Raw genomic sequence first — 23080 nt, 5'->3', positions numbered from 1 at the left:
ACCTTAATGCCCAAAGTATCATCCGTATCCATTCACCTTAAAATATGTGTTTACATAATGTTAGCGTTATCAGCCAGTGCTTGTGCTATGCCTCTAGGGCTCACTCAAGCCGGTACGATTGTGTCATCTGATATTGATGAGGCCAGTGGTTTAGCCATATCGCGACTTAATGACAAGGTATTATGGGTACATAATGATAGCGGCGATTCGGCGCGATTGTTTGCGATTGACTCAAGTGGTAAGCAGCTGGCAACGGTTAACGTTGAAGGGGTAAAAAGTATCGATTGGGAAGATATAGCCTCGTTTACGTATCACAATCAGTCTTATTTACTCATCGCCGATATCGGTGATAACCAGACGCAACGATCGCAGTATCAATTACATCTGATCAAAGAGCCTGATTTGAGTCAATTACACGGTAATAAACTACTCTCGGTCAAACCCAGTTGGAGTATGACATTTACCTATGGAGATGGTGCTCACGATAGTGAATCTGTAGCGGTAGATGTTGCCAAGCAAAAAATACTGCTTCTGACTAAACGCGATAAATTGCCGATTTTGTATGAGTTGCCATTGATCGATCCTGCTTTAGGACAAACTGAATCAAATTCAGCTAACAATCTAGCCGCTAATTCAACTAAACAGTTCAACAGGCAAGCAAAAAAGTTGGGCGAGATAGCGCCGTTACCATCGGCGATGCTCGATTACACCAGTATCTATACTTGGATAGGTTTTGCCGGAAAGCCAACGGCGATGGACATTTCTGCTGATGGCTTATCGGCGGTGGTATTAACCTACACTCACGCGTTCTATTTTACTCAAACAGAGCCAGGCGATTGGTTAACGCTGTTTTCTTCACCGCCACAACAGATCAATTTACCCAGTATCAGACAAGCCGAAGCGGTGAGTTTTAGTCAAGATGGCCGCAGTATTTACATCACGTCTGAAAATCTACCTGCGCCATTGTATAAAGTTGATTTAAAGGCTTATCGAACTCAATTTTAGGTGATTTGCGCCCGCGCTGCGATGAAATCGCCTAAATTGAATAAATGTTAACCCCTAAGGTTCAACAATCACTTGGCCGAGAGCTCTTTTCTAACAATTTCAGCCCCTGCACTCAATGCATGTAACTTACCTCTTGCGACATGATGAGGTAAGGGCGCCATGCCACAGTTGGTGCATGGATATAGTTTATCGGCATCGACATACTGAAGTGCTTTTCGGAGTGTATTGGCGACTTCCTCTGGTGTTTCAATAGTATTGCTTGCTACATCTATGGCACCAACCATCACTTTTTTACCTCGAATGAGTTCAAGCAGCTCAATGGGCACATGAGAGTTGTGGCATTCTAGTGAGATAATATCGATATTAGACTGCTGTAGTTTAGGGAAAGCTTTTTCATACTGTCGCCACTCTGATCCCAGTGTTTTTTTCCAATCTGTGTTGGCTTTGATGCCATAGCCATAACAAATATGCACAGCTGTTTCGCACTTTAGTCCTTCAATGGCTCTTTCTAAACAAGCAATCCCCCAATCATTTACCTCATCAAAAAAGACATTAAATGCTGGCTCATCAAATTGAATAATATCAACACCTGCCGCTTCTAATTCTTTGGCTTCCTGATTAAGTATTTTAGCAAATTCCCACGCTAGCTTTTCGCGACTTTTATAATGGTCATCAAAAAGCGTATCTATCATTGTCATGGGACCTGGCAGAGCCCATTTAATGGGCTGTGTGGTTTGCTGACGTAAAAACTTGGCATCTTCAACAAAAACTGATTTTTGGCGACTAACCGGGCCGACAACCGTTGGCACACTGGCATCATAGCGATCACGAATTTTAACGGTTTTACGTTTATTAAAATCAACGCCGTTAAGATGTTCAATAAACGTAGTCACAAAATGTTGGCGTGTTTGCTCACCATCACCAACAATATCAATGCCTGCATGTTGTTGATCTTGTAATGACAAACGTAACGCGTCTTGTTTGCCCTTAATTAATTCTTCACCTTGTAGTTTCCAAGGTGACCAAAGTGTTTCGGGTTCAGCGAGCCAAGAAGGCTTAGGTAAACTGCCTGCAGTTGAAGTGGGTAGTATTCTTTTGTTAATAAGTTTTTTCATAATAAATCATGCCGTATATTGGGTGTAATTATTAAACGCAGCGATTAAACGTAATTGGCAGACCATTGCTCAAGCACCGTTTGATATGGTTTGATGAAGTGTTTTTCAGCAAACTTTCCCTGCTCATTAGCCAACTGGCTACGTTCTTCTCGATCATAAACAATTTGCGTTAATGAATGATCCTGGTTCTTTAAATTGGGTTGATAGGACTTTCCAGCAGCGGCATTCGCATTATAAATCTCTGGTCGGTAGATTTTTTGAAAGGTTCCCATGGTGCTGATGGTGCTTATAAGCTCAAGATTAGTGTAATCATTAAGTAGATCACCAAAGAAATGGAAAGCCAACGGCGCAACACTATTTGGCGGCATAAAATAACGTACCTGTAGGCCCATTTTTTTGAAATATTGCTCAGTCAAAGACGACTCATTTGGCTGGTATTCAACACCCAATACAGGATGCTGATTTTCAGTTCTATGATAGGTTTTGTTATCTGAAACACTAAGGCAGATAACAGGCGTTTTGTTAAAATTTTGTTTGTAAGCATCTGAATTAACAAAATACTGAAACAGCTTGCCATGCAGCTCGCCAAAGTTATCTGGAATACTGAAGTTGGGCTGGTTTTTATTATGAGCCTGCAGTAATACGCTAAAATCATAATCCCGCACATAAGAGGAAAAATTATTTCCTACAATACCTTCAATGCGTTGATTAGTTTGATGATCAACAATATTCGTTTTCAATATTTCAATCGATGGGAAGGTTTTACCACTACCTTCAATATCCATATCAACAGAAATGATTTCAAGTTCGACGGAGTAACGATCGCCTTTAGGATTATCCCAATTCGCTAAGGCATTAAAACTGTTGTCAATCATCTTCAACGCGTTGCGCAAGTTTGCTTGGCGATAGCTTCCTCTGGCCAAATTAGCAAAGTTGGTGGTGATACGTGTATTGTTTGATGGATGATAATTTTCATCGAGACAAATGCTCTTAATCGTAAATGTGAAATCTTTATTCATGATGATCTGGTATCCAATTTTGTGATTTAAAAGCCGGAGTTTATGTTTGCTCTTTATCGATACGTGCTATTCGTACTGATTTTCTGAGCAAGTCGCTGTTACCGCTTTGTTTGCTTGGTGCCTGATGGCTTACTTAGGGAGCAGCTGTAATATTGCTTGGCGCTAAAAGCATGAGTTATTTATACGTGGGTCGAAACATGAAGAAAAACGGTTTTATTTCACCTGCTACATGAGCAGTATTCATGATTATAAATAAGCGTGATTACCTAGACATAGTTTGCGGTGTCGGATGACAATTTTGGATAATATGAGCATTGAATAACAGGCTATCTGACCTTGTTAGCCAGTGCTTATTGAAGAGACTGGAGATATTTTTGTACTAAAACCTGCAACATTTTCACTATCTAACCAAACAATAGCAGTGAAAAAATGGCGACGAAATAGATCCCGCTTTTAACTTCATTTGTAGTCAGCTTCGGTCCATCTGATTTGTAAAGAGTGAAAATTCTAACGTTTTCCATGGGGAGCTGATGTGAATGGAATCACGAATGTCGTGGCGGCATGGTCAATAATGTTCTCGACATCAACTGACATTCCCCATATCCATATGGGTCAGGTGCCAAAGAGCGACCCTGCCACCGAAAACTAGCCTGACGTCTTGTCATTCTCAAGTATTCTTCTCTTTTATAAATAGTCTTCAATCCATTGTATTCTCATAGGTTTGAAGCTAAGAATTCTCAAAGAGATAATCGAAAAGTTTGTCGGTTTCAGCTAATGTGCTCGCAATATTTACATTACTGTTGTTTGGCTTGATATTGCTGTTTAACGTCTTCAATCAGTTTTTGCCACTGAGGATATTCAGCAAAGCTTTGTTGTAAGTCGCCCCAAGGCGTTAGCGCATCGGCCATTGAAGGCGCTTTAGATTGTGTGGTCTGGTATAAATAATAAAATGCTGACGCACGATAATTTGCTGCGCAATGGACTAGCACTGGAGCGTCGCCATTTTGCTTCATCAGGCTAAAGAACTGCTCAACATCTTCTTTTGTAGGATGCTGCCAGTCCACGCTAATATTGTGATAATTCATCCCTAGCTGAGTCACTATTTGCTGCTCATTTTTTAATGCATTTGGGTTGTCATTAGGAATGAGATTTATCACCGTTTTGATACCTGCTTGAGCGAGTTGTGCAAATTGCTGCTCTGTGGGCAAACCCGCGGTAATCACTTGTTGGTTATTAAATTTAACCGCTTTTATGTCGCCAAGTTTACTGGTGTCAATATGAGTCATGCTATCTCCTTTGTTCATATCCGCACTGAACACTTGCGCACTAAAAAAGAAACAACAGAACAATAAGCTAGCTGACAGTACGCAATAGCGTTGCAGTATATTCATGTGAGTCCCTCAGATTGATTGAATATGTAATAACACGTTTCGAATTTCCGCTAAGCTGGTTAATCATTGATGATAGTCAAGCGTGTCGGATATGCGCAATTATCTGCAACTAATACCAGTGATAGCAATCCTTAAATTGGCAGCTAACGGGCACAGGCTATTTTTGTTGTCACTGCTGCTGAATCTCATTATTGAGCAATTGTTGTGTAAATGGTTGTATAAATTGCTCAATATTTCAAGTTGTCCTTTCGCTTGAGTAACAATCCGCTCAGGGTTGGTTTGCTAATCAGTATCAAGGCTGTTTAATGTCTTTTTCATCGTTAAATACAGTGAAATAGATATCGATTGGCAAATATCATTGTCGAGTTAAAACTTGTCTATATCGACTCCAAATTGCTTAGTGTCACTATCCAGTCTACTTTTAAAGTAAGACAAGACAAAAAACTCATCAAAGGACGTGTTATGCAGACATTTACAAAGTCATTTATCTTAGTTTCTGTTCTTAGCAGTAGTGCAGTATTGGCGGATACCATTAGCATCCGAGCCGACAATTGGTTTCCCATGAATGGCCAACCCAATGCTAAGCAACCAGGTTACATGATTGAGTTAGCAACCAATATTTTTACTGCTGCAGGTCATACGGTGGATTACAAATTAATGCCTTGGGAGCGCGCTGTTGACTCAGTACGTAAGGGCGAATTTGACTGTGTGGTGGGTGCCTACAAAGATGACGCGCCAGATTTTATATATCCTCAGGTACCGTGGGGAATGGACAGCACGGTATTTTTTGTTAAAGCAGGAGGTAGCTGGACTTACACTGGACTGTCATCACTACAAGGAAATAAGATTGCGATAATTAAAGGTTATGCCTACGGTGATGAATTTGATAAATATGTGACAGAGAACCCCAGTGTGTTTGATGCCATAGGTGCCAATAATGGCCTTGAAAACAACATTAAGAAACTCCAGGCGGGAAGGGTAAATGCTGTTGCCGAATCTCCCAGTGTCATGGGAGCAAAACTTAAAGATATGGGCGTTAGTGGCATAGTTGCGGCGGGCTCTTTGGGCGAGGCGACAGAAATGTATATTGCCTGCAGTCCGGCAAAGGCAACGTCTGCTGGCTACATCAAGTTGATTGATGAGGGAACGGCAAAACTGAGGGCATCGGGCGAATTCAATAAAATATTATCATCTTATGGGATCAGTGATTGGCAGTAATTGTGTGCCACTATAGTTAGTCATTCTACATCCATTCAACCTTGTGCGAGCAAGATACTCAAGACAATATATAGTCACTCAAACATAGACGCTTTCGGTGAATTAAGACCATCGTCTCTCACCGAAGGCTCTTGATCTAAGACTATTGCCTAAGCTATCTATTTAACGGCTCCCCCTTGTTGTTACGTTTGATGCGACTCATCCCGCTATAAGCGGTTGTACTGCGCTGATGTGCATCAAAGAGGCAGGCTATGAATGCATTCTTTTGAATGGGGTACCCCAATCAAATCCGTACCACTGTGCCTGTCAATTGTCACCCCCATGCGGATTAGAATTAACCTTATCCTTAGCCCATTCGGGCTAGTACGGATTGGACTGTGCTATCTATTCATCGTAAACAGCAACCTTAGTGAGTTTGCAAAATTATACCGAGTTACCCTAGCTTGGTTTCTATTTGCGAAAATGAGCATTGTCGTTTATTGTTCAACGACTCTCCTCACCTTCGATTTTCTATATATGCGAAAGCTCGCACTTCTAATTCTTGTTTGCTCTACTCTGGAAGCTTGGGCTACGCCAGGGGTAAGAGTTGAGTATCGTGATAAGCCTCCTTACACTTATAGCGAAAGTGGTCAACCTCGCGGCTTTATTATCGATATGACCCAGGAGATCTTCCGCCGTGCCGGTGTTGCAGCAACTTATTCAGAAGTCCCGGTTAAGCGTATTTTTGCTAATATTCAGAACGACAGTGACGCTATCTGCTCCCCCAGCTGGTATAAGCTGGCCGACCGGGAGTTATATGCAAATTTTTCTCTGGTGATCCATAAAGATAGGCCGCATATGGTGCTAGTGGCCCCCAGGGTTATCGAGCTTGTAAAACAACACCAGAGCTTAAGTTCATTGTTCGAAGATCCACGACTCAAGCTCGGCGTGGTTGCCCACGTGTCCTATGGCCCTGAGCTTGATCTGGTGATAGAGAGTAAAAGTCATTCTGTAACAGATTCGGCGCGATCCGTGGAGAGTTTGGCTAAGATGGTGTCACTCAATCATGGGGCCGACTATATGCTTATAGACAGAGAAGATTATGATTATATCAACCGAATGGGTGAAATCAGTGCCATGGGTTTGTTGCCAATGTATTATTCTGACATGCCGCCAGGACTTAATCGTTACCTTATGTGTTCCAAAAGCGTAGATGCAGAGACTATGGCTCGTCTGAATCAAGCAATACGTGAGTTGTTACCCGAAATCAACGACTGATGCATCGAGCTACCCACGGTTAAGTTTATTCACTTGGCTCTTTCGTTCTGACCCCACTTATATGAGCATAGTCCCTGCTTAGTTAATCTAGCTGCATCCAATCGACTTGAACGCCAGCTTGCTCAAACATATCTTGGCTGACTTTAATCTTATCTCCCCAGCGTGACAGGTAATCTTCGTTGGGTTGTGGACTATGTACGGCGCGCAATCCAGTTTGGATAATCTTGGCGGCGCAGTTTGGACAAGGGAAGTGAGTCACCCAAATCTCACAGCTACTGAGATCTCGTTTTGCATGGAGAATGGCATTTTCTTCTGCATGAAGTGTCTTTAGCAGTTTCATTTCACGGTTATCGGTTTCAGCACTATCAGATATTCCGTGAGGATAACCATTAAAGCCTAAAGAGACGATGCGATTGTTTTCGGTGATTACTGCGCCAACTCGGGTGGAGGGGTCTTTACTCCAAGATGCTACGAGCTCGGCCATTTGTAAAAAGCGTATCGCCCATTTTGTCATCATCTTATTGCTATTCCTATGCTTTATGTATCACTTTAATTGGCAGCTATTCTCTATGCAGAACAGTGATAAATCAACCTTCAACCTTCAATATTCTAATCTTGGACCCACTTATCCTTTGTTATATAAGTAGGGTCATAGTGCGCCTGTAAAGCTGAATTTAACTGCCAATTCTTTAGGTTGCGTTGACTTATTTCAATGAGAGAGCCCGAACTTACTCTTCATGGCTCAAAATAAAATTATTCACAGCTTTTGATATCAGGTCTTTTTTCATCGTAGTGCGTGCGAGAGGCTGGTTAAACCAAAAGCTCATCGGCTGATCAAAACCGATACCGTGCATATAGTTGTAAAGCGCTTTACGTAGCCCTTCGCCAAGCATGTCATGATCGGTACCTGTTGGGTCGGTGAAGTCGACATCGTTTTCAGCGAATAAGATTTCAGGACGTTCAGCAAGGGTGATGCCAAATTGCTCTGGGTTGATGCCGATAGGGCTGTGGATCGTGGCGACAAAACGGTGCCAGTAGGCGGACTGGAAACAACCTTGCTGCATCAACTGACGCACCATTTCCAATGAATCTATGGTTTCTTGTTCGGTTTGTGTGGGAAAACCATACATTAAATAGGCATGCACCAGAATACCCGCGTCACTGAAGGCTTTAGTCACGTGGGCGACTCGTTCAACGCTCACGCCTTTTTTCATTAGTTTCAGTAGTCTGTCTGACGCCACTTCAAGGCCGCCGCTGACCGCGATACAACCAGAATCTGCCAGTAACTGGCAGCGGTCTGGGCTAAAGGTGCGCTCAAAACGGATATTGCCCCACCAACTGATCACGACCCCACGTTCTATAAGGCGTTTTGCAAACGCAAATAAGGTTTTTGGCGGTAAAGCTTCATCGACAAAATGAAAACCTGTTTGTCCGGTTTCTTCGATAAGCTCTACAATTCGGTCAACCAACACATCGGCGCCTGCGGTATCGTAGCGGTCGATGTAGTCCAAGCTAACGTCGCAGAAGCTGCATTTGCGCCAGTAACAGCCATGGGCTATGGTGAGTTTATTCCAGCGGCCATCACTCCAAATACGGTGCATCGGGTTGAGCATTTCACACAAAGACAGATATTCGCCCAGTGGCAGGCCGTCGTAAATCGGTGCGCCGACTTCGCTTTGCGGAATATCGTGCAGCTGATCATTTTGATTTAAGTGGACATAAGGTTGGCCATTTTCATCTTCGGCGAGAAAGTAAGTTCGCACTAACTCGTCTATCTCACGCTTACCTTCAAAGTACTCCAGCAGGGTGATTAAGGGACGTTCGCCGTCGTCTAGACAGATATAGTCGACAAACTCAAATACCCGAGGGTCTTTGAGTGCGCGCAGTTCGGTATTAACAAACCCGCCGCCCATGACGATAGGGATCTCAGGGTTAATGGCCTTACAGGTTTGCGCAATCCGTAACGCGCCGAGCATATTACCGGGAAACGGCACGGTTAGTGCGACTACGCTTGGTTGTGTGTCTTCCAGATACATCTCGACCAACTGCTCCAAAATTTCAGAGCTGAAACTCGGTTCGCCCATTAGGGTGTCGTAAAGGTTGTCAAAGCTTGGGTTGGCCGCTGCTAATTTCTCGCCATAACGGCTGACTTCAAAATACGGGTCAACACCTTGGGTGATGACGTTCGACAGATCATTGATAAACAGGGTGGCGAGATATTTAGCTTTATCTTGTACGCCTAAATTACCAAAAGCCGCTTGCAACACATCGCCAGATACGGCTTCCATTTGAGCAATTGCATCAAACGCTGGGCCTTCAGGTAAGAAACGGCGCGAGTTAATCCGCATCGCTAGGCTGGGGTCTTTACCCTGTAAAAAACGAATCGCGGGCTCAACGGTCAGATGATAACGCTCAAACTCAGCCAGAAAATTGAAGATAACATCAGGCAGTTCATCGTCTTCAAAATGCTCGAAGTTTTCTTCCACGTGCTGACGAATAATCTCTAGCGCAGGCGCCGTCATCATCTCAAGAAACAGCTCAATCGCAGGATCTCGCTGCACCGCCTCATAGCCTCGTGAGCGTAAAAAACCGGTCAAATACGCTGTTGCTGGATACGGTGTATTCAGCTGAGTCATAGGTGGAGTCATTAGAAGAACGGTCATAACCTGCCTTTAAATAGTAAAACCTGAATGCTTATTGCGAAGCAGAATAATGGCAGCAAACACTGCGGCCACAACATAATAATGAATTCTAACAAATGGCCTGTAAAAAAGCCCCGTAAATTAGATAATGGTTGATTGAGCATCAGCTCTTTAATTCATCAGGATTGACTATATGCAGCGTCACTCAAGGATGAATAGTCGTCAGTGTCGACCTTATAGTTTGCGAATCATGCGATTAGGATACTGAGGCTTGCCGATAAAGCGCTTGAGTCAGATGGACTCAATCTTCATCTGACCCTTTTTAAGGTGTTAGCGTTAATTAAGAATAGGGCGTAAATAGCCAGCGCCAAGTTGTTTCATTTGTCGTTCAACCCAGACGACTCTCTGGCGAAGGTAAGGGGTTAAATTATTGGGATCGCGTTTGCGAGGGCTTGGTAGTAGCACTGCCAGCCGTGCGGCTTCATTACTGCTGAGATTGCGTGCCGATTTATGAAAGTAATGCTGGCTGGCTGCTTCTACGCCGTAAATTCCTTTGCCAAACTCAGCCACGTTTACATACACCTCTAAGATACGTTTTTTACCCCAAATCACCTCAAGGCTCAAGGCTAAACCCGCTTCCAGACCTTTACGAATAAAGCTTCGCCCCGGCCATAGCAAAAGGTTTTTGGCCGTTTGTTGGGTTATAGTGCTAGCCCCGCGAAGGCCTTCGCCATCGTCTGACTGGTTAAGGGCTTTACTGATAGCAGTGAAGTCGACACCGAAGTGCTCTGGAAAACGCTGATCTTCTGAGGCAACCATCGCCAGCGCTATTTGCGACGGCAACTTATCAATGCTGACCCAGTGCTGGGTAACTGGATAAGGGCTTTGCAGCATAAATGACGTAGTCGGTGGTGGCACAAATCGTAGCAGCAATAATAATAGCGTCAGTAATAGCAACAACCGCCACATGACAAACCATGTCCAACCGAAAAAACCTCGTTTACGATCTGCCATTCACTGCCTCTTGTTATCATTAGCCTTTGGGGCTGTGTCGTTTTCGACGTGCAAGAGTATAGGATATTAACCATCAATACCAAATGCTAATCAATGTCGTGCAGATTATATATCTAAAAGGCAGATTATCTGGTCTCCGAGTACAGATTGGATTAAGCGACAACAGTAAGCCATGGCGTAAAAATGTGTTCTTATGACAACCTCAACAAGCTGGAGGATTTGATAAAATAGTACGGATGTCGGCTAAACTCGTTTGCCATTGTTGGTAATCAAGCCTAATAGGATAGGCGTTGTTAGCAACCATCAATACTAACGAGGGGAATCCTTGAATAGGCAGTTGGCGGGCAAGGTTAATTTCTGTGATTAATTGCTCTTCTGTTTCACTGGCGTTTAGTTGCTGGTTAAAAAGATCTGCCGGGATGCCTAATTGAGTGGCGATAGATGTTAAGGTGCCAATATCAGATGGATTGCGCGCGTGCAGATAATAAGCCTGTTGGATTGAGTTGATCATTTGCTGCTCAAGTCCATATTGGCGTGCAACAATAGTGGTTCTGCAGGCTAGATAAGTTGATCGTCTAGGTTGGCTGTGCTGCCAAAAGTCGTGATTAAATTGAGTCCCCAATTGTTGAGCTATCTTATGCCAAGTTTGTTGGAGCATTTGCTGCATGGCCTGTGGCATAGGCAGTTCAGAATCGGGTGCTAAACCGCCAACTAAGTATTTTATTGTCAGTTGTTGGTTAAATTGCTGCAGCAGTTGGGCTTGGAGGGTGTCCCATGTGGGGCGATATCCCCAACACCAGCTGCACATAGGGTCGTGCACATAATAGAGTGTTGTATCTGACATTATGGTTCTCTTTATTAATTGCTTTGCAGCCTAGCAACTCAATCTATCTTAAATACAGTAGATACTAATATTGTCATATTAGTTCGCTATTTTAGTCATATTCATTGCGTAAGATAATTTTAACAAACAATGCATTACAGCATTACTACACGGAGGTACTAAAATGACAGGGCAAAAAAGTATAACACTGGGCATTATTTCTATTTTAACCAGTATGTTATGGGTCTCAGGCTGTAACAGTAACGACAATAATGACACGGCTTCAGCAGTGGTAGATAAAAGTGTTGTCGCGCAAGTCGGCCTTAGGCCGTTATTTTTAGTCGATCAAATGCAAGACAGTGAATTAAAAACTCAATTAGCCCAATGCGAGACTGGACCATTTTACCGCACTGACTTTGCCATTGGCCATCGTGGTGCCTCGATGCAATTTCCTGAGCACACCAAAGAATCTTATCAAGCGGCTATTGATTCCGGTGCCGGTATTGTTGAGTGTGACGTCACTTTTACAGCCGACAAAGCGCTGGTATGTCGCCATTCACAGTGCGACTTAGCAACGACGACGAATATTCTCGCAATCCCTGAGCTTGCCAATAAATGTTCGGTGCCGTTTTCACCTGCCGATGCCGCTAACGGCGTGAGTGCTACAGCAACCTGTTGTACAAGTGATATTACGCTGGCTGAATTTAAAACCTTAAAAGGCAAAATGGATGGCTTTAATCCTAAGGCCACCACGGTTGCAGAGTTTATTGATGGTACACCAAACTGGCGCACCGATTTATATGCGGGTAATGGCACCTTAATGACCCATGCTGAGAGTATAGCCTTGTTTAAAGCCGCAGGTGTAAAGATGACCCCTGAGCTTAAATCGGCCAGTGTGAGCATGCCTTATGATGGATTTACTCAGCAAGATTATGCCCAAAAAATGCTAGATGAATATGCCGCCGCAGGTGTCGATGCATCACAGGTATTCCCGCAGTCATTTAATTTAGACGATGTAAAATATTGGATAGCCAATGCGCCAGAGTTTGCCGAGCAGGCGGTTTACCTTGATGGACGTGATGAGCAGGCTGGATTTGATCCGCAAAACAGCGCGACTTGGTCACCGAGTATGGATGCCTTAGCCGCTGATGGCGTGAAAATTATCGCGCCACCTTTATGGATGTTAGTCACCTTAGATAATAACAAGGCCATCATACCTTCTGAATATGCCAACGCGGCTAATGCAGCAGGCTTAAAAATTATCGCATGGTCTCTTGAGCGTTCTGGCCCACTGAGTCAAGGTGGGGGCGGTTGGTATTATCAAAGCATTGCTGATGCTATAGATAACGAAGGCGACACTTTTGAGTTATTAGATGTACTGGCTAAAGATGTTGGTGTTATTGGTGTGTTTTCCGATTGGCCTGCAACGGTAACTTATTATGCAAATTGCATGAATATGTAATGTTTAACAGCATGCTTATCCCGCGTTTAAATGGGGTAAACAGGATTGACTTAAAAGGTGCCAACATTGTTGGCACCTTTTTTATTCTATTCACTATACTCGTTATGGTGCGGTATTAATCACTCACGGTTCGATTAGCGATACACAATGGGTGATGATCATTGCCTAGGTTACGTGTCGAAGCATTATTGAAGTGACTGAAATAGTAAATAAATTCAATCTACAACCATGTTGTTAGCCTTTAGTCTATATAGGCAGTATTGGATGACAGTGGTAGTGTTACAGCACAATAATACTGATAACAATATAAAAAATAAGGATATTGCAGGATGAAATTAACCAAACGTTTTTGCATGATTGGCGCAGCTGCTGCGCTGTCTATTAGTACCGCAGTTATGGCTGCGCCGACATTTATTAACATCCTCACCGGCGGAACCAGTGGTGTGTATTATCCTATTGGAGTTGCACTTTCACAACTCTATAGCAAGGGTATTGAGGACTCTAAAACTTCTGTTCAAGCGACTAAAGCTTCTGTTGAAAATCTTAACTTATTACAAGCGGGACGAGGTGAGTTAGCCCTTGCATTAGGTGATTCTGTGTCTGCAGCATGGGCTGGTGATGCTGACGCTGGCTTTAACAAACCACTGGATAAGTTACGTGTGATTGCGGCAACCTATCCAAACTTTATTCAAATTGTCGCCAATAAAGACGCTGGGATTAATAGCCTTGCAGATTTAAAAGGTAAACGCATTTCTGTCGGCGCCCCTAAATCAGGTACTGAGCTAAACGCACGCGCTATTTTCAGCGCTGCCGGCTTAAGCTATGACGATATGGCTAAAGTCGAGTTTTTGCCTTATGCCGAATCTGTTGAGTTGATTAAAAACCGTCAATTGGATGCGACGTTGCAATCATCTGGCCTAGGTATGGCAGCCATTCGAGATTTAGCAGCAACAATGGCGATTAACTTTGTTGAGATCCCTGCTGATGTGGTGGCTAAAATCAATAATCCTGCTTACCAAGTCGGAGTGATTACAGCCAATACTTATGAAGGTCAAACGGAAGATGTCAGTACCGTTGCGATTCAGAATTTACTTGTAAGCCACAGTAAGGTCTCTGATGAAATTGCTTATCAAATGACTAAGCTGATGTTTGAAAACCTTGACCGTTTAGGCACAGCGCACTCTGCGGCGAAAGATATAAGCTTAGAAACGGCTACTAAAAACTTACCCATCCCATTACATCCAGGTGCTGAACGTTACTACAAAGAAGTGAATGCACTGTAATCTTATGCTTCTTTTTGTGAGCGCTTGCTTAACCTTAAGCAAGCGCTTAGTTGTTTTTTAGACACACCGATTTTAGCTGTAGTAAGTGTAGAGGCGTACCATGAGTGATCCATCCAATAACCAGACTACTATGTCTGAACATGGCTTAAGTGCAGATACCCGCGATTGGCCAAAAGCATTGTTTTTTGTGGCGCTGATTTTTTCAATTTTTCAAATTACCACAGCTGCATTTCATCCGGTTTCAACCCAAGTATTACGCGCAGTGCACGTGGGTTTTTTATTATTAGTGGTGTTTATCAGTTACCCCGGTATGGGCAAGAGTCAGCCATGGCAACCTTTGGCGTGGCTACTTGGTTTAGCGGGTATGGCAACAGCTGTGTATCAATGGGTGTTTGAAGCAGACTTAATTCAACGCTCTGGTGACTTAACCCAAAATGACATGATAATTGGTGTGGTATTAGTTGCGTTAGTGTTTGAAGCGGCAAGGCGAGTGATGGGCATTGCACTGCCTATTATCTGTGGTTTATTTTTAGCTTATGGTTTATTTGGTGAATATTTACCGGGTGAATTAATGCACCGGGGCTATGGTTTTGACCAAATAGTTAACCAGTTAGCCTTTGGTACAGAAGGCTTATATGGCACACCAACCTATGTTTCAGCGACTTATATTTTCTTATTTATTTTGTTCGGTGCCTTTTTAGAACAAGCCGGAATGATCCGTTTATTCACCGATTTTGCCATGGGCTTATTTGGTCACAAAGTCGGTGGGCCAGCAAAAGTGTCTGTGGTGTCATCGGCACTCATGGGCACCATTACCGGGTCGGGGGTTGCTAATGTGGTCACCACTGGACAGTTTACCATTCCACTTATGAAACGCTTTGGCTATCGTTCAGCTTTTGCCGGCGGGGTCGAGGCCACGTCCAGTATGGGTAGCCAAATTATGCCGCCGATTATGGGCGCTGTGGCTTTTATTATGGCCGAAACCATTAACGTGCAATTTATTGAAATTGCTAAAGCGGCGATGATCCCTGCGGTATTGTACTTTTGCTCAGTATTTTGGATGGTGCATTTAGAGGCAAAACGCGCCAATTTATCTGGCTTACCCAAAGATCAATGTCCTGATCCATGGGCGGCGATTAAGTTACGTTGGTACTTACTCATTCCGTTATTTATTTTGATTGGCTTGTTGTTCTCTGGGCGTACGCCACTGTTTTCAGGCATGGTAGGTCTAGCACTGACCGCCATTGTGATTTTAGGTTCGGCGATAATTTTAAATGTATCATCTGCTGTGATGCGTTTTGCTTTTTGGATAGCACTTGGCGTGTTATGTGCTGGCTTCTTTCAATTGGGCATAGGGGTGATGTTTGGCATCATTGCCATACTGATGGTGATGTGTTGGTTTGTTAAAGGCGGCAAAGCAACCCTAACATTATGTTTACATGCATTAGTTGAAGGTGCCCGTCATGCCGTGCCTGTAGGTATTGCCTGTGCGCTGGTGGGGGTGATTATTGGTATCGTCTCACTTACGGGTATAGCCTCTACTTTTGCTGGATATATCTTGGCGGTGGGCCAAGATAATCTGTTTTTATCGTTAGTATTGACCATGGTAACTTGTCTTATTTTAGGCATGGGGATCCCCACTATCCCTAACTACATTATTACCAGTTCAATAGCTGCTCCAGCATTACTCGACTTAGGTGTGCCGTTAATTGTGTCGCACATGTTTGTGTTTTATTTTGGCATTATGGCTGACCTCACTCCACCGGTTGCACTAGCGTGTTTCGCGGCCGCGCCAATAGCAAAAGAGAAAGGCTTAAAAATCAGTTTGTGGGCTATTCGTATTGCGATTGCTGGGTTTATCATTCCTTTTATGGCGGTATACGACCCCGCGTTAATGCTCCAAAGTGGTGGTGTGCTAGAGACTATTTTTGTAGTGCTAAAAGCAACCGTTGCGATTGGTATTTGGGGGGTGATTTTTACCGGCTACTTATTACAAAACCTTTATTGGTGGGAACGTATTTTAGGCTTTGTTGCTGGTGGCTGTTTGATTTTAGCGACGCCATTAAGTGATGAATTAGGCTTTGGTTTAGCTCTGGCATTTATTTTACACCACGTATGGCGCGCTCGTAAGCTCAAACGTTTAGCGCAGGACCAATAATGCTAGGGTTATGTTTAGGGCTAGCTGGCACTATTTGGGCGCAAGTGCCGGCTGAAGAAATGACTCTGTCTTGGACGCACACGATTGAAAAAATTCGTTGGGCCGAAGATTATCGTTTAACGAATGAAGGTTTTATTTTAGAACAAGCCAGGGTAAAAGGCAGTGGTGCAGGGATGGAAATTCCTGCCGATGCGGTGTTAAAAGATGGCAGTTGGCACTACAAACCCAATTTACCTATTTTGCCAATCCTAAAGTTAGGCAGAACTCCAGAAGCGGGGGATTATCAGTTATGTGTTTCATCGGCTCAGGCTGGGCAACAATGCCACCCAATGAGTTATTGGGTCGGTGAGCCTACCACTAAACAGCCCTCCATTGAGCTATGGGGCTGTGATATACCAGTATGAGTTTGGTGTGTTAACCATGCCGATAAGATGTATTAGAGATAAAAAAAGCTGAATCAATTGATTCAGCTTTTTTATTGAATTTTTTACCACGACTTACTTTGCAAATGCATCTTGCAGTGCAGGTACAACTTGTTTTTTACGGCTTAATACGCCGTCTAACCACACGCGGCCATCAACGGTAGGCTTACCGTAAGCACGCTCGGTTAAATCTGCTGAATCAGAAACCACTAACATTTCTGAACCTTCTTTCATGATATCGGTTAGCAGTAATAATACGCTGTGACGATTGCCTTCGACTTTCAATTTAGCTATATCAGCTTCTAAATCAGCTTTGATGTCGTCAAATACAGACAAGTCGATCACTTCTAATTGGCCAATACCAACTAAGTTACCGTTCATGTTGAAGTCTTTAAAATCGCGCATAACTAGATCACGTGCTGGCGTGCCTTCAACTGCTGATTTTACTTTAAACATGTCCATGCCGACTTCTTTAAAGTCTTCAACACCCGCTATTTCAGCTAATGCTTCGACACAACGAATGTCTGCAGTGGTACAGGTTGGTGATTTGAAAATGACAGTGTCACTTAAAATGGCGCACATCATGATGCCAGCGATGTTTGCTGGAATTTTTACTTGGTAAAAATCGTACATCATTTTGATCACTGTGTTGCTACAACCCACTGGGCGAATCCAACATTCTAGCGGAGTAGAAGTGGTGAGATCGCCTAATTTGTGGTGGTCAACAATACCGACAATAGTTGCTTGAGCAATATCATCTGGTGCTTGAGTAATTTCTGAATGGTCAACAATGTAGACTTCTTCACCAGCATAGCTGGTTTTGTATTCAGGTGCTTCAAAACCAAATTTCTCTAAAATAAATGCGGTTTCTGGTGATAACTCACCTAAACGGGCAGCAATAGCTGGTTCACCGATTTGGTTTTTTAAATATGCTAATGCGATTGCACCACAAATTGAATCTGAATCAGGGATCTTGTGACCCACTACATACATTGCCATTGAAACACTCTCCTATAAAGTTACCATGATTTTAACAAGGATTAATCCTGATAGCATTAAAAAATACCACTTGAGTTGTTTAGCGCATCACCGGAGTGTTATTACTAATGATTTGAGTCATCCATTAATAAAAAGCCCCAAGCTAAGAGTCTCAAGGCCTATTGTATTCTATAACCTAAAATAGCACATATGAACTTAGCTATCTTTTATGTAAGGCCATTAAATTCGAACTTTAATGACTACTTTGCGGACTTTCTGTGGGGTTGCGCTCGTACCAGGCATATGAATGTCACCAGGGAAAAATAGCGCAAACATCCCCGCCTTTAGCGGAATAAATGCTGCGTCATCTTGGTTCGATTGAAAATCGAATTCGGCGTAATCATGCTTATCAAAATATGGCTTAGAAGGGGTTTGGTTGGCTAAAGGTAAATAGCCAAACTCTTCTTCACCGCTAACCACATATTGCACATCAATATATTGACGATGAACTTCAAATGGCTCTGTTTCTTTGGGTTTAGTTTCATAATCATTAATGATAACGAAAATATCTTTGCCTTCGATTGGGTAGTTTCCTACCTCAAGTTGGCTAAAGTCGGTCTCGGCAAGATGGGCTAAAGCTTTGGCTAATCTCGGGCTGAGTGACGTATATAGATGACGGTTAGTTAAAGTATCAACAATCATAAAAATTCCGTAAGATAATAATCACAAAAACATCATAGCGTGTTAGCGTTAAAGCATACAGTTTTAGCAAGATATCAGCATTACAAATATAAGAAGGATTGTACATTGCCTGCATTACGTTTACTTGCTGGACCAACTGCTTACGAACAACTTGAAGCGAACGGCTTGCAACAATCATTATTTACCCAGCTTTTTGCTGCTTCAGGCGGGCCTAAATGGTTGGCGATAGCGGGCTTAGATAAATATTTATTTAGTGAGTTTTTTAAACAACGCCAAGATCCGCTCTATACCATGGGCGCATCGTCGGGCGCATGGCGCTTATCTTGTATGGCACAACAAGATCCCTTAGCGGCTTATGAAAGATTAGAACATTTTTATATCCATCAAGATTACCAAAAAAAACCAACGCGTGAACAAGTCAGTGCCCAAGTATTGCACATTGTGGATGGTATTCTGGGTGAGCAGCAAGGTGCTGATATTATTGCTAATCCGTTAATTCGCCATCATATGGTGGCGTGCCGCGCTCGGCATTTAAATCGCATTCAGGCCAAGTTTGGCTTAATGATTGGGCTGTCTATGGCGGCTGTGAGTAACGTGGTTAATCGTAAAAGCTTAGGTTGGCATTTTGAGCGGGTAATTCTGAGCCATAAAGATGATGCATCACCTTTTAGGCGCTTAAAAGATTTGCCGACTAAGCATGTTGAATTAACTCAAGACAATATTCGTCATGGACTATTGGCCAGTGGATCGATCCCGTTGCTGCTTGATCCGGTTAAAGACCTGCAAGGATCGCCAAAAGGCCATTATTACGATGGCGGCATTACCGATTACCATTTTGATATGCCATTACCCGCAGCAACTGGCTTGAGTTTATATCCGCACTTTTATCCTTATATGAGCCCCGGCTGGTTTGATAAGTCCCTGTTATGGCGCAAAGCCAAAGCCAATTACCACAATGGCTTAATTTTAGCACCGAGTAAGCAATTTATTGCCAGTTTACCCTTTAGTAAAATTCCAGACCGTGAAGATTTTAAGCATTTAGATACCCCAACTCGTATTGCTTATTGGCAGCAAAGTGTACAAAAAAGTCAAATATTAGCGGATGAATTTGCCGAGATAGTCGCCTCTGGCACGATAATGGATCGTATTGAACGTTTGTAAAGTGGCCACTCTCTGAGTGTTTTTTGTCCTGTTTGTGAAAGATAGTCTTATTGAACTAGGTCTATTGAAATAAGACCAAGTGTAAATGGCTGGTGACGTCGGTAATAAGCATTATTTACACTGCTTAAGTTGTTGAAATATTAACCACTGCTACACTTGTCTTATTGATTTGACTTTAGTTCAGTAACTTCACCTATGGTGTAGGAGGCTGTTATGCAAACAAAAGAAGTGGCATTACTTATCCAAGATGGAGTGTTATTGCCAGGTGGTCGACTTGAAATTCGAGTGGTGACACCGAGCGATTTACGTATGGTTGCCGATGTACTCAAAGGCCACTATGGCTTAGCATTCGCGCCATTGAAACTCAATAGTGAGCCGCCTTGTTACATTGCCGTTACCCAATGTAATATCATTGATTTCAACCAGTTAGACGATGGATCTTTAAGCATTATTATTGAAGGTTTACAGCGGCTTAAAATATTATCTGCAGCAAAAAAACGCGACGGTTGCTGGATAGCCCGCGCGCTTCCTTGCGCTAATTGGGATCATGAACCTATTGCGGGCGAGTTTGAAATTATCAGTGCCGCACTGGACCAATTTTATCAAGTGAATCCAGATTTACTGGAATTGTATTCACAAACTCATTTAGAAGATGCTACTTGGGTTAGTCAGCGTTGGTTAGAAGTCTTACCTATGTATAATCGCGATAAGTTGATTCTTGTCGAGCAACCTAACTGCCATAAAACCATGGATTTTGTCCTGCAGTTGCTTAAATCGCATGTGGATGTATGACGCATGACGTGGCTTATTGAGATAGTGATAATCAAGATACAATCTGGGCCTAGCCTGATAAGATAGCGTTATCATTTTGCCATTTGTTATCTTCATATAGCCAAGTTATTTATGCCTAATTCAGCAAACTATAGCAAGAGTCACACTCAATCAGCCTCCAAAACAGCAACCGCCGCCATTGCCGCTCAACCTTCGTATATTGTGTTACCACGCGCGACTGAGTTAGCGGGCAAGCAATACCAAACTGTGTTGGAGTTTTTGGTCGATCATTTTCAGCAAATCGATGTCAGTGTATGGCAACAGCGGATTAACGATGGCAAAGTGCATTGGCTAAATGGTGAATTAATTACCGCAGACAGTGCTTATCAAGCTACTGCGCGGGTATATTATTACCGTGAAGTGTTAGCCGAAACGCAAGTGCCGTTTGCAGAGCAAGTACTGTATCAAGACAGTCATACCATTATCGTCTACAAGCCGCATTTTTTACCTGTAACGCCAGGTGGTAATTACGTTAACGAATGCCTAGTACATCGATTACGTATTGCGACAGAAATTGACACTGTTGCACCCGCTCATCGGCTCGATAAGGACACCGCAGGGGTGATGTTAATGACACTCAATCCGCAAACTCGGCATGCTTATCATCAATTGTTTTTAGATGACAACATCACTAAAAACTATCAGGCCATTGCAAAGATAACCCCGCAATTATTGACTCAATTAGCTGATAATAGCTGTGCATTACCTATCCACTGGACGGTGAAAAATCGTATCGCTCCAGCCAACCCAAGCTTTACTATGCAGGTGATCGAAGGTGAGGCCAATAGCCATTCTGAAATCAGCTTAGTGGCAGTAAAAGGTGATTTAGGATTATTTGAGTTAAGCCCAATTACTGGCAAAACTCATCAATTACGAGTGCATATGTTGAGTCTAGGCATGCCTATCATCAATGATCGCTTTTATCCGGTGTTACAACCTAAAGGGCCGGATAATTTTGATAAACCATTACAGTTATTGGCTAAACGCTTGCGTTTTATTGATCCTGTCAGTGGTATTGAACAAGATTTCCAGTGCCAAGGTTTAGCTTTTTAGTCCATTTTTAACGACTAAAAAACCGCCATCAATATGTTGATGGCGGTTTTGGGTTTGATATTCGTCTTTTATACTAGAGATTTATGCGACTTTATTCTGCTTTAGCGTGCTTAATCCCTTTGCTGTTTTTCATTGGATCGCCATCATAACCAAGGGCTTGCCAGTTTAAGCGTTGGCCTTTGTTATGGCAGTCATTACACTGTAATGCTTTATCTTTTGGTGACACCATATGGTTGATACGCCACCACATTTCGGTTTCAACAAAACCATGTTTACCGCTGTACTTAAGTCCTTTTTCTACCATGGTTGGGTTCGCTTCCATACCCAGTTTGGCCGCTAAGTCCCAATCAAAGTCAGTCCAGTAACCACCTTTACCGTATGTTTTAGGGGTCAGTAATATATTGAGTTCGGTGTCGTATATTTGCTTACCTGTATGCACTTTAAATGGATAGATTTTAGCTTTAGGGTCTTTTATATCACCTAATGGAAAAGCTAATTTTACCACTGTAGTTGGATCAATTTTGTCGCCCGCCATGTAGGCATCTGCGTGACCGTTAAACCAAGCGTATTGTGGTGGAACGTCTTTTTGCCAAATAAAGCTGCCTTTCTTTTTCATAAAGGTGTGCTTGCCATATTGGTCTGTAGTTTCAGGAAGATCTTGTCCTGCCTTTGACCAGTCCCAACGCATTTTAGTGGGTTCATTTTTAGCAAATGACGGTATATGACAGGTCTGACACGCTACTGTTGCAGTATGTGTATTAAGCTTTTTATTTTTGTGAGGCGCGGCATCATGGCAGTTTTCACAGCCAATTTTGTTTTCACCACCAGGTGATACGCCCATAGCGTTACCGCTGATTTGATGATTTTCAGTGACGTGACAAGTTTGGCACTGGAAGTCATTACCGTCGGTGTCCATGTGGACATCGGTTGCCTTGTCTGGGTAAGCCATCGATGAGTCTAAATCACCATGTTTAACGGCATCACCACCGCCGCCGTAGAAGTGGCAACTGCCGCAATTATCACGCACGGGCGCTCCCACATTCTGTGCTACGTTCGTTAAATTGACTTTGGCTAACGGTTCACCTGCACCAGCTGGATCTTTAATGTACGTCCCTGTTGTGTCATGACATACCAAGCAATCGACTTTGGTCATGTCTTTAAAATCAAATGTAGAATCTTTCCAACCATAACCCGCATGGCAACTGGTACAACGTGGTTCATTGCCAGAGATCGACACACAAAAGTTGTTGATGCTATTTTTCTTGCCTCTTTTAACAGTGCGACCTGGCAGTTTTTGTTCTAACTCCCAAGTCCAGTGGGAAGATTTCATAAACTCTTCTGCATGTTCTTGATGGCAGGTTAAGCATTGTGTTGTCACCTCGGTGCCGCTGGTAAAAGGCCCTTGTAACGCCTCTTTGTGGTTAAAGGCAGCCTGTGCACTACTGCTTAATAACAGTAATACAGCCAGTGCTGATAATAGTTTCATGGTGTTTGTCCTTACCCCTGAGCTTGTGCTCAGGGGGGCCAAGTTAGAAGGTTAAGTGAG

Annotated in this window: 20 protein-coding genes; 10 read left to right on the top strand and 10 right to left on the bottom strand. The window is 43.1% G+C overall.

The window, feature by feature from the left end:
- Positions 1–57: 57 nt before the first annotated feature.
- A complete protein-coding gene (locus H5123_RS01490) occupies positions 58–1005 on the top strand; it encodes a hypothetical protein (RefSeq protein WP_182696781.1) in 948 nt (315 codons plus the stop codon).
- Positions 1006–1073: 68 nt separating this feature from the next.
- On the opposite strand, the gene H5123_RS01485 is transcribed toward H5123_RS01490, so the two are convergent.
- The 3 genes from H5123_RS01485 to H5123_RS01475 all read right to left on the bottom strand — a co-directional run bounded on the left by H5123_RS01485 (position 1074) and on the right by H5123_RS01475 (position 4530).
- Positions 1074–2120, bottom strand: coding sequence for a methionine synthase (locus tag H5123_RS01485; protein WP_124015166.1), 1047 nt, complete (start codon positions 2118–2120; stop codon positions 1074–1076).
- 44 nt (positions 2121–2164) lie between these two features.
- Entirely contained in the window at positions 2165–3139 is a 975-nt protein-coding gene (locus tag H5123_RS01480; protein WP_182696780.1) for a DUF1852 domain-containing protein, read from the bottom strand.
- Between the two features lie 794 nt (positions 3140–3933).
- Positions 3934–4530, bottom strand: a complete 597-nt coding sequence (locus tag H5123_RS01475) for a protein tyrosine phosphatase family protein (RefSeq protein WP_182696779.1) — start codon at positions 4528–4530, stop codon at positions 3934–3936.
- Between the two features lie 462 nt (positions 4531–4992).
- On the opposite strand from H5123_RS01475, the gene H5123_RS01470 reads away from it, so the two are divergent.
- Together H5123_RS01470 and H5123_RS01465 are read left to right on the top strand one after the other, a co-directional pair.
- The gene (locus tag H5123_RS01470; protein ID WP_124015163.1) at positions 4993–5748 is read left to right on the top strand and encodes an ABC transporter substrate-binding protein; all 756 of its coding nucleotides are present in this window, start codon (positions 4993–4995) and stop codon (positions 5746–5748) included.
- 462 nt (positions 5749–6210) lie between these two features.
- Entirely contained in the window at positions 6211–7005 is a 795-nt protein-coding gene (locus H5123_RS01465; RefSeq protein WP_182696778.1) for an ABC transporter substrate-binding protein, read from the top strand.
- An 82-nt stretch (positions 7006–7087) separates the two neighbouring features.
- On the opposite strand, the gene H5123_RS01460 is transcribed toward H5123_RS01465, so the two are convergent.
- The 4 genes from H5123_RS01460 to H5123_RS01445 all read right to left on the bottom strand — a co-directional run bounded on the left by H5123_RS01460 (position 7088) and on the right by H5123_RS01445 (position 11505).
- A complete protein-coding gene (locus H5123_RS01460; protein ID WP_124015161.1) occupies positions 7088–7522 on the bottom strand; it encodes a dCMP deaminase family protein in 435 nt (144 codons plus the stop codon).
- Positions 7523–7733: 211 nt separating this feature from the next.
- A complete protein-coding gene (locus H5123_RS01455; protein WP_182696777.1) occupies positions 7734–9668 on the bottom strand; it encodes a radical SAM protein in 1935 nt (644 codons plus the stop codon).
- 315 nt (positions 9669–9983) lie between these two features.
- Positions 9984–10661, bottom strand: a complete 678-nt coding sequence (gene mtgA / locus H5123_RS01450; protein ID WP_124015159.1) for a monofunctional biosynthetic peptidoglycan transglycosylase — start codon at positions 10659–10661, stop codon at positions 9984–9986.
- Positions 10662–10863: 202 nt separating this feature from the next.
- Positions 10864–11505: a DsbA family protein gene (locus tag H5123_RS01445; protein WP_182696776.1), complete on the bottom strand. Its 642-nt coding sequence runs from the start codon at positions 11503–11505 to the stop codon at positions 10864–10866.
- 163 nt (positions 11506–11668) lie between these two features.
- Between H5123_RS01445 and H5123_RS01440 the strand changes: the two genes are divergently transcribed.
- The 4 genes from H5123_RS01440 to H5123_RS01425 all read left to right on the top strand — a co-directional run bounded on the left by H5123_RS01440 (position 11669) and on the right by H5123_RS01425 (position 16791).
- Entirely contained in the window at positions 11669–12946 is a 1278-nt protein-coding gene (locus H5123_RS01440) for a glycerophosphodiester phosphodiesterase family protein (RefSeq protein WP_182696775.1), read from the top strand.
- Between the two features lie 329 nt (positions 12947–13275).
- Positions 13276–14229, top strand: a complete 954-nt coding sequence (locus tag H5123_RS01435; protein WP_182696774.1) for a TAXI family TRAP transporter solute-binding subunit — start codon at positions 13276–13278, stop codon at positions 14227–14229.
- A 100-nt stretch (positions 14230–14329) separates the two neighbouring features.
- Positions 14330–16387 carry a TRAP transporter permease gene (locus tag H5123_RS01430; protein WP_259395565.1) on the top strand — a complete coding sequence of 686 codons (2058 nt, stop codon included), beginning with the start codon at positions 14330–14332 and terminating at the stop codon, positions 16385–16387.
- Positions 16387–16791: a DUF1850 domain-containing protein gene (locus H5123_RS01425; protein WP_182696773.1), complete on the top strand. Its 405-nt coding sequence runs from the start codon at positions 16387–16389 to the stop codon at positions 16789–16791. Before H5123_RS01430 ends, H5123_RS01425 begins: the two co-directional genes overlap by 1 nt.
- Before the next feature lie 93 nt (positions 16792–16884).
- On the opposite strand, the gene H5123_RS01420 is transcribed toward H5123_RS01425, so the two are convergent.
- Both H5123_RS01420 and H5123_RS01415 read right to left on the bottom strand, forming a co-directional pair.
- Positions 16885–17808, bottom strand: a complete 924-nt coding sequence (locus H5123_RS01420) for a manganese-dependent inorganic pyrophosphatase (RefSeq protein ID WP_182696772.1) — start codon at positions 17806–17808, stop codon at positions 16885–16887.
- Positions 17809–18027: 219 nt separating this feature from the next.
- A complete protein-coding gene (locus tag H5123_RS01415; protein ID WP_182696771.1) occupies positions 18028–18489 on the bottom strand; it encodes a YhcH/YjgK/YiaL family protein in 462 nt (153 codons plus the stop codon).
- Positions 18490–18594: 105 nt separating this feature from the next.
- Here H5123_RS01415 and H5123_RS01410 point away from each other — a divergent pair, with 105 nt between their 5' ends.
- The 3 genes from H5123_RS01410 to H5123_RS01400 all read left to right on the top strand — a co-directional run bounded on the left by H5123_RS01410 (position 18595) and on the right by H5123_RS01400 (position 21534).
- Positions 18595–19650 (top strand): alpha/beta hydrolase, encoded by a 1056-nt coding sequence (locus H5123_RS01410; protein ID WP_182696770.1) that lies wholly within the window; start codon positions 18595–18597, stop codon positions 19648–19650.
- A 213-nt stretch (positions 19651–19863) separates the two neighbouring features.
- Positions 19864–20442, top strand: coding sequence for an LON peptidase substrate-binding domain-containing protein (locus H5123_RS01405; RefSeq protein WP_124015151.1), 579 nt, complete (start codon positions 19864–19866; stop codon positions 20440–20442).
- A 111-nt stretch (positions 20443–20553) separates the two neighbouring features.
- The gene (locus H5123_RS01400) at positions 20554–21534 is read left to right on the top strand and encodes a pseudouridine synthase (protein ID WP_182696769.1); all 981 of its coding nucleotides are present in this window, start codon (positions 20554–20556) and stop codon (positions 21532–21534) included.
- A gap of 91 nt (positions 21535–21625) precedes the next feature.
- On the opposite strand, the gene H5123_RS01395 is transcribed toward H5123_RS01400, so the two are convergent.
- Positions 21626–23020 (bottom strand): tetrathionate reductase family octaheme c-type cytochrome, encoded by a 1395-nt coding sequence (locus H5123_RS01395; protein ID WP_182696768.1) that lies wholly within the window; start codon positions 23018–23020, stop codon positions 21626–21628.
- Positions 23021–23080 lie beyond the last annotated feature (60 nt).

The sequence above is a fragment of the Shewanella sp. SR43-4 genome (assembly GCF_014163845.1).
Taxonomy (GTDB): Bacteria; Pseudomonadota; Gammaproteobacteria; order Enterobacterales; family Shewanellaceae; genus Shewanella; species Shewanella vesiculosa.
The sequence above is the reverse complement of the archived record's forward strand: the minus strand, read 5'-3'. Positions and strand labels throughout refer to the sequence as shown.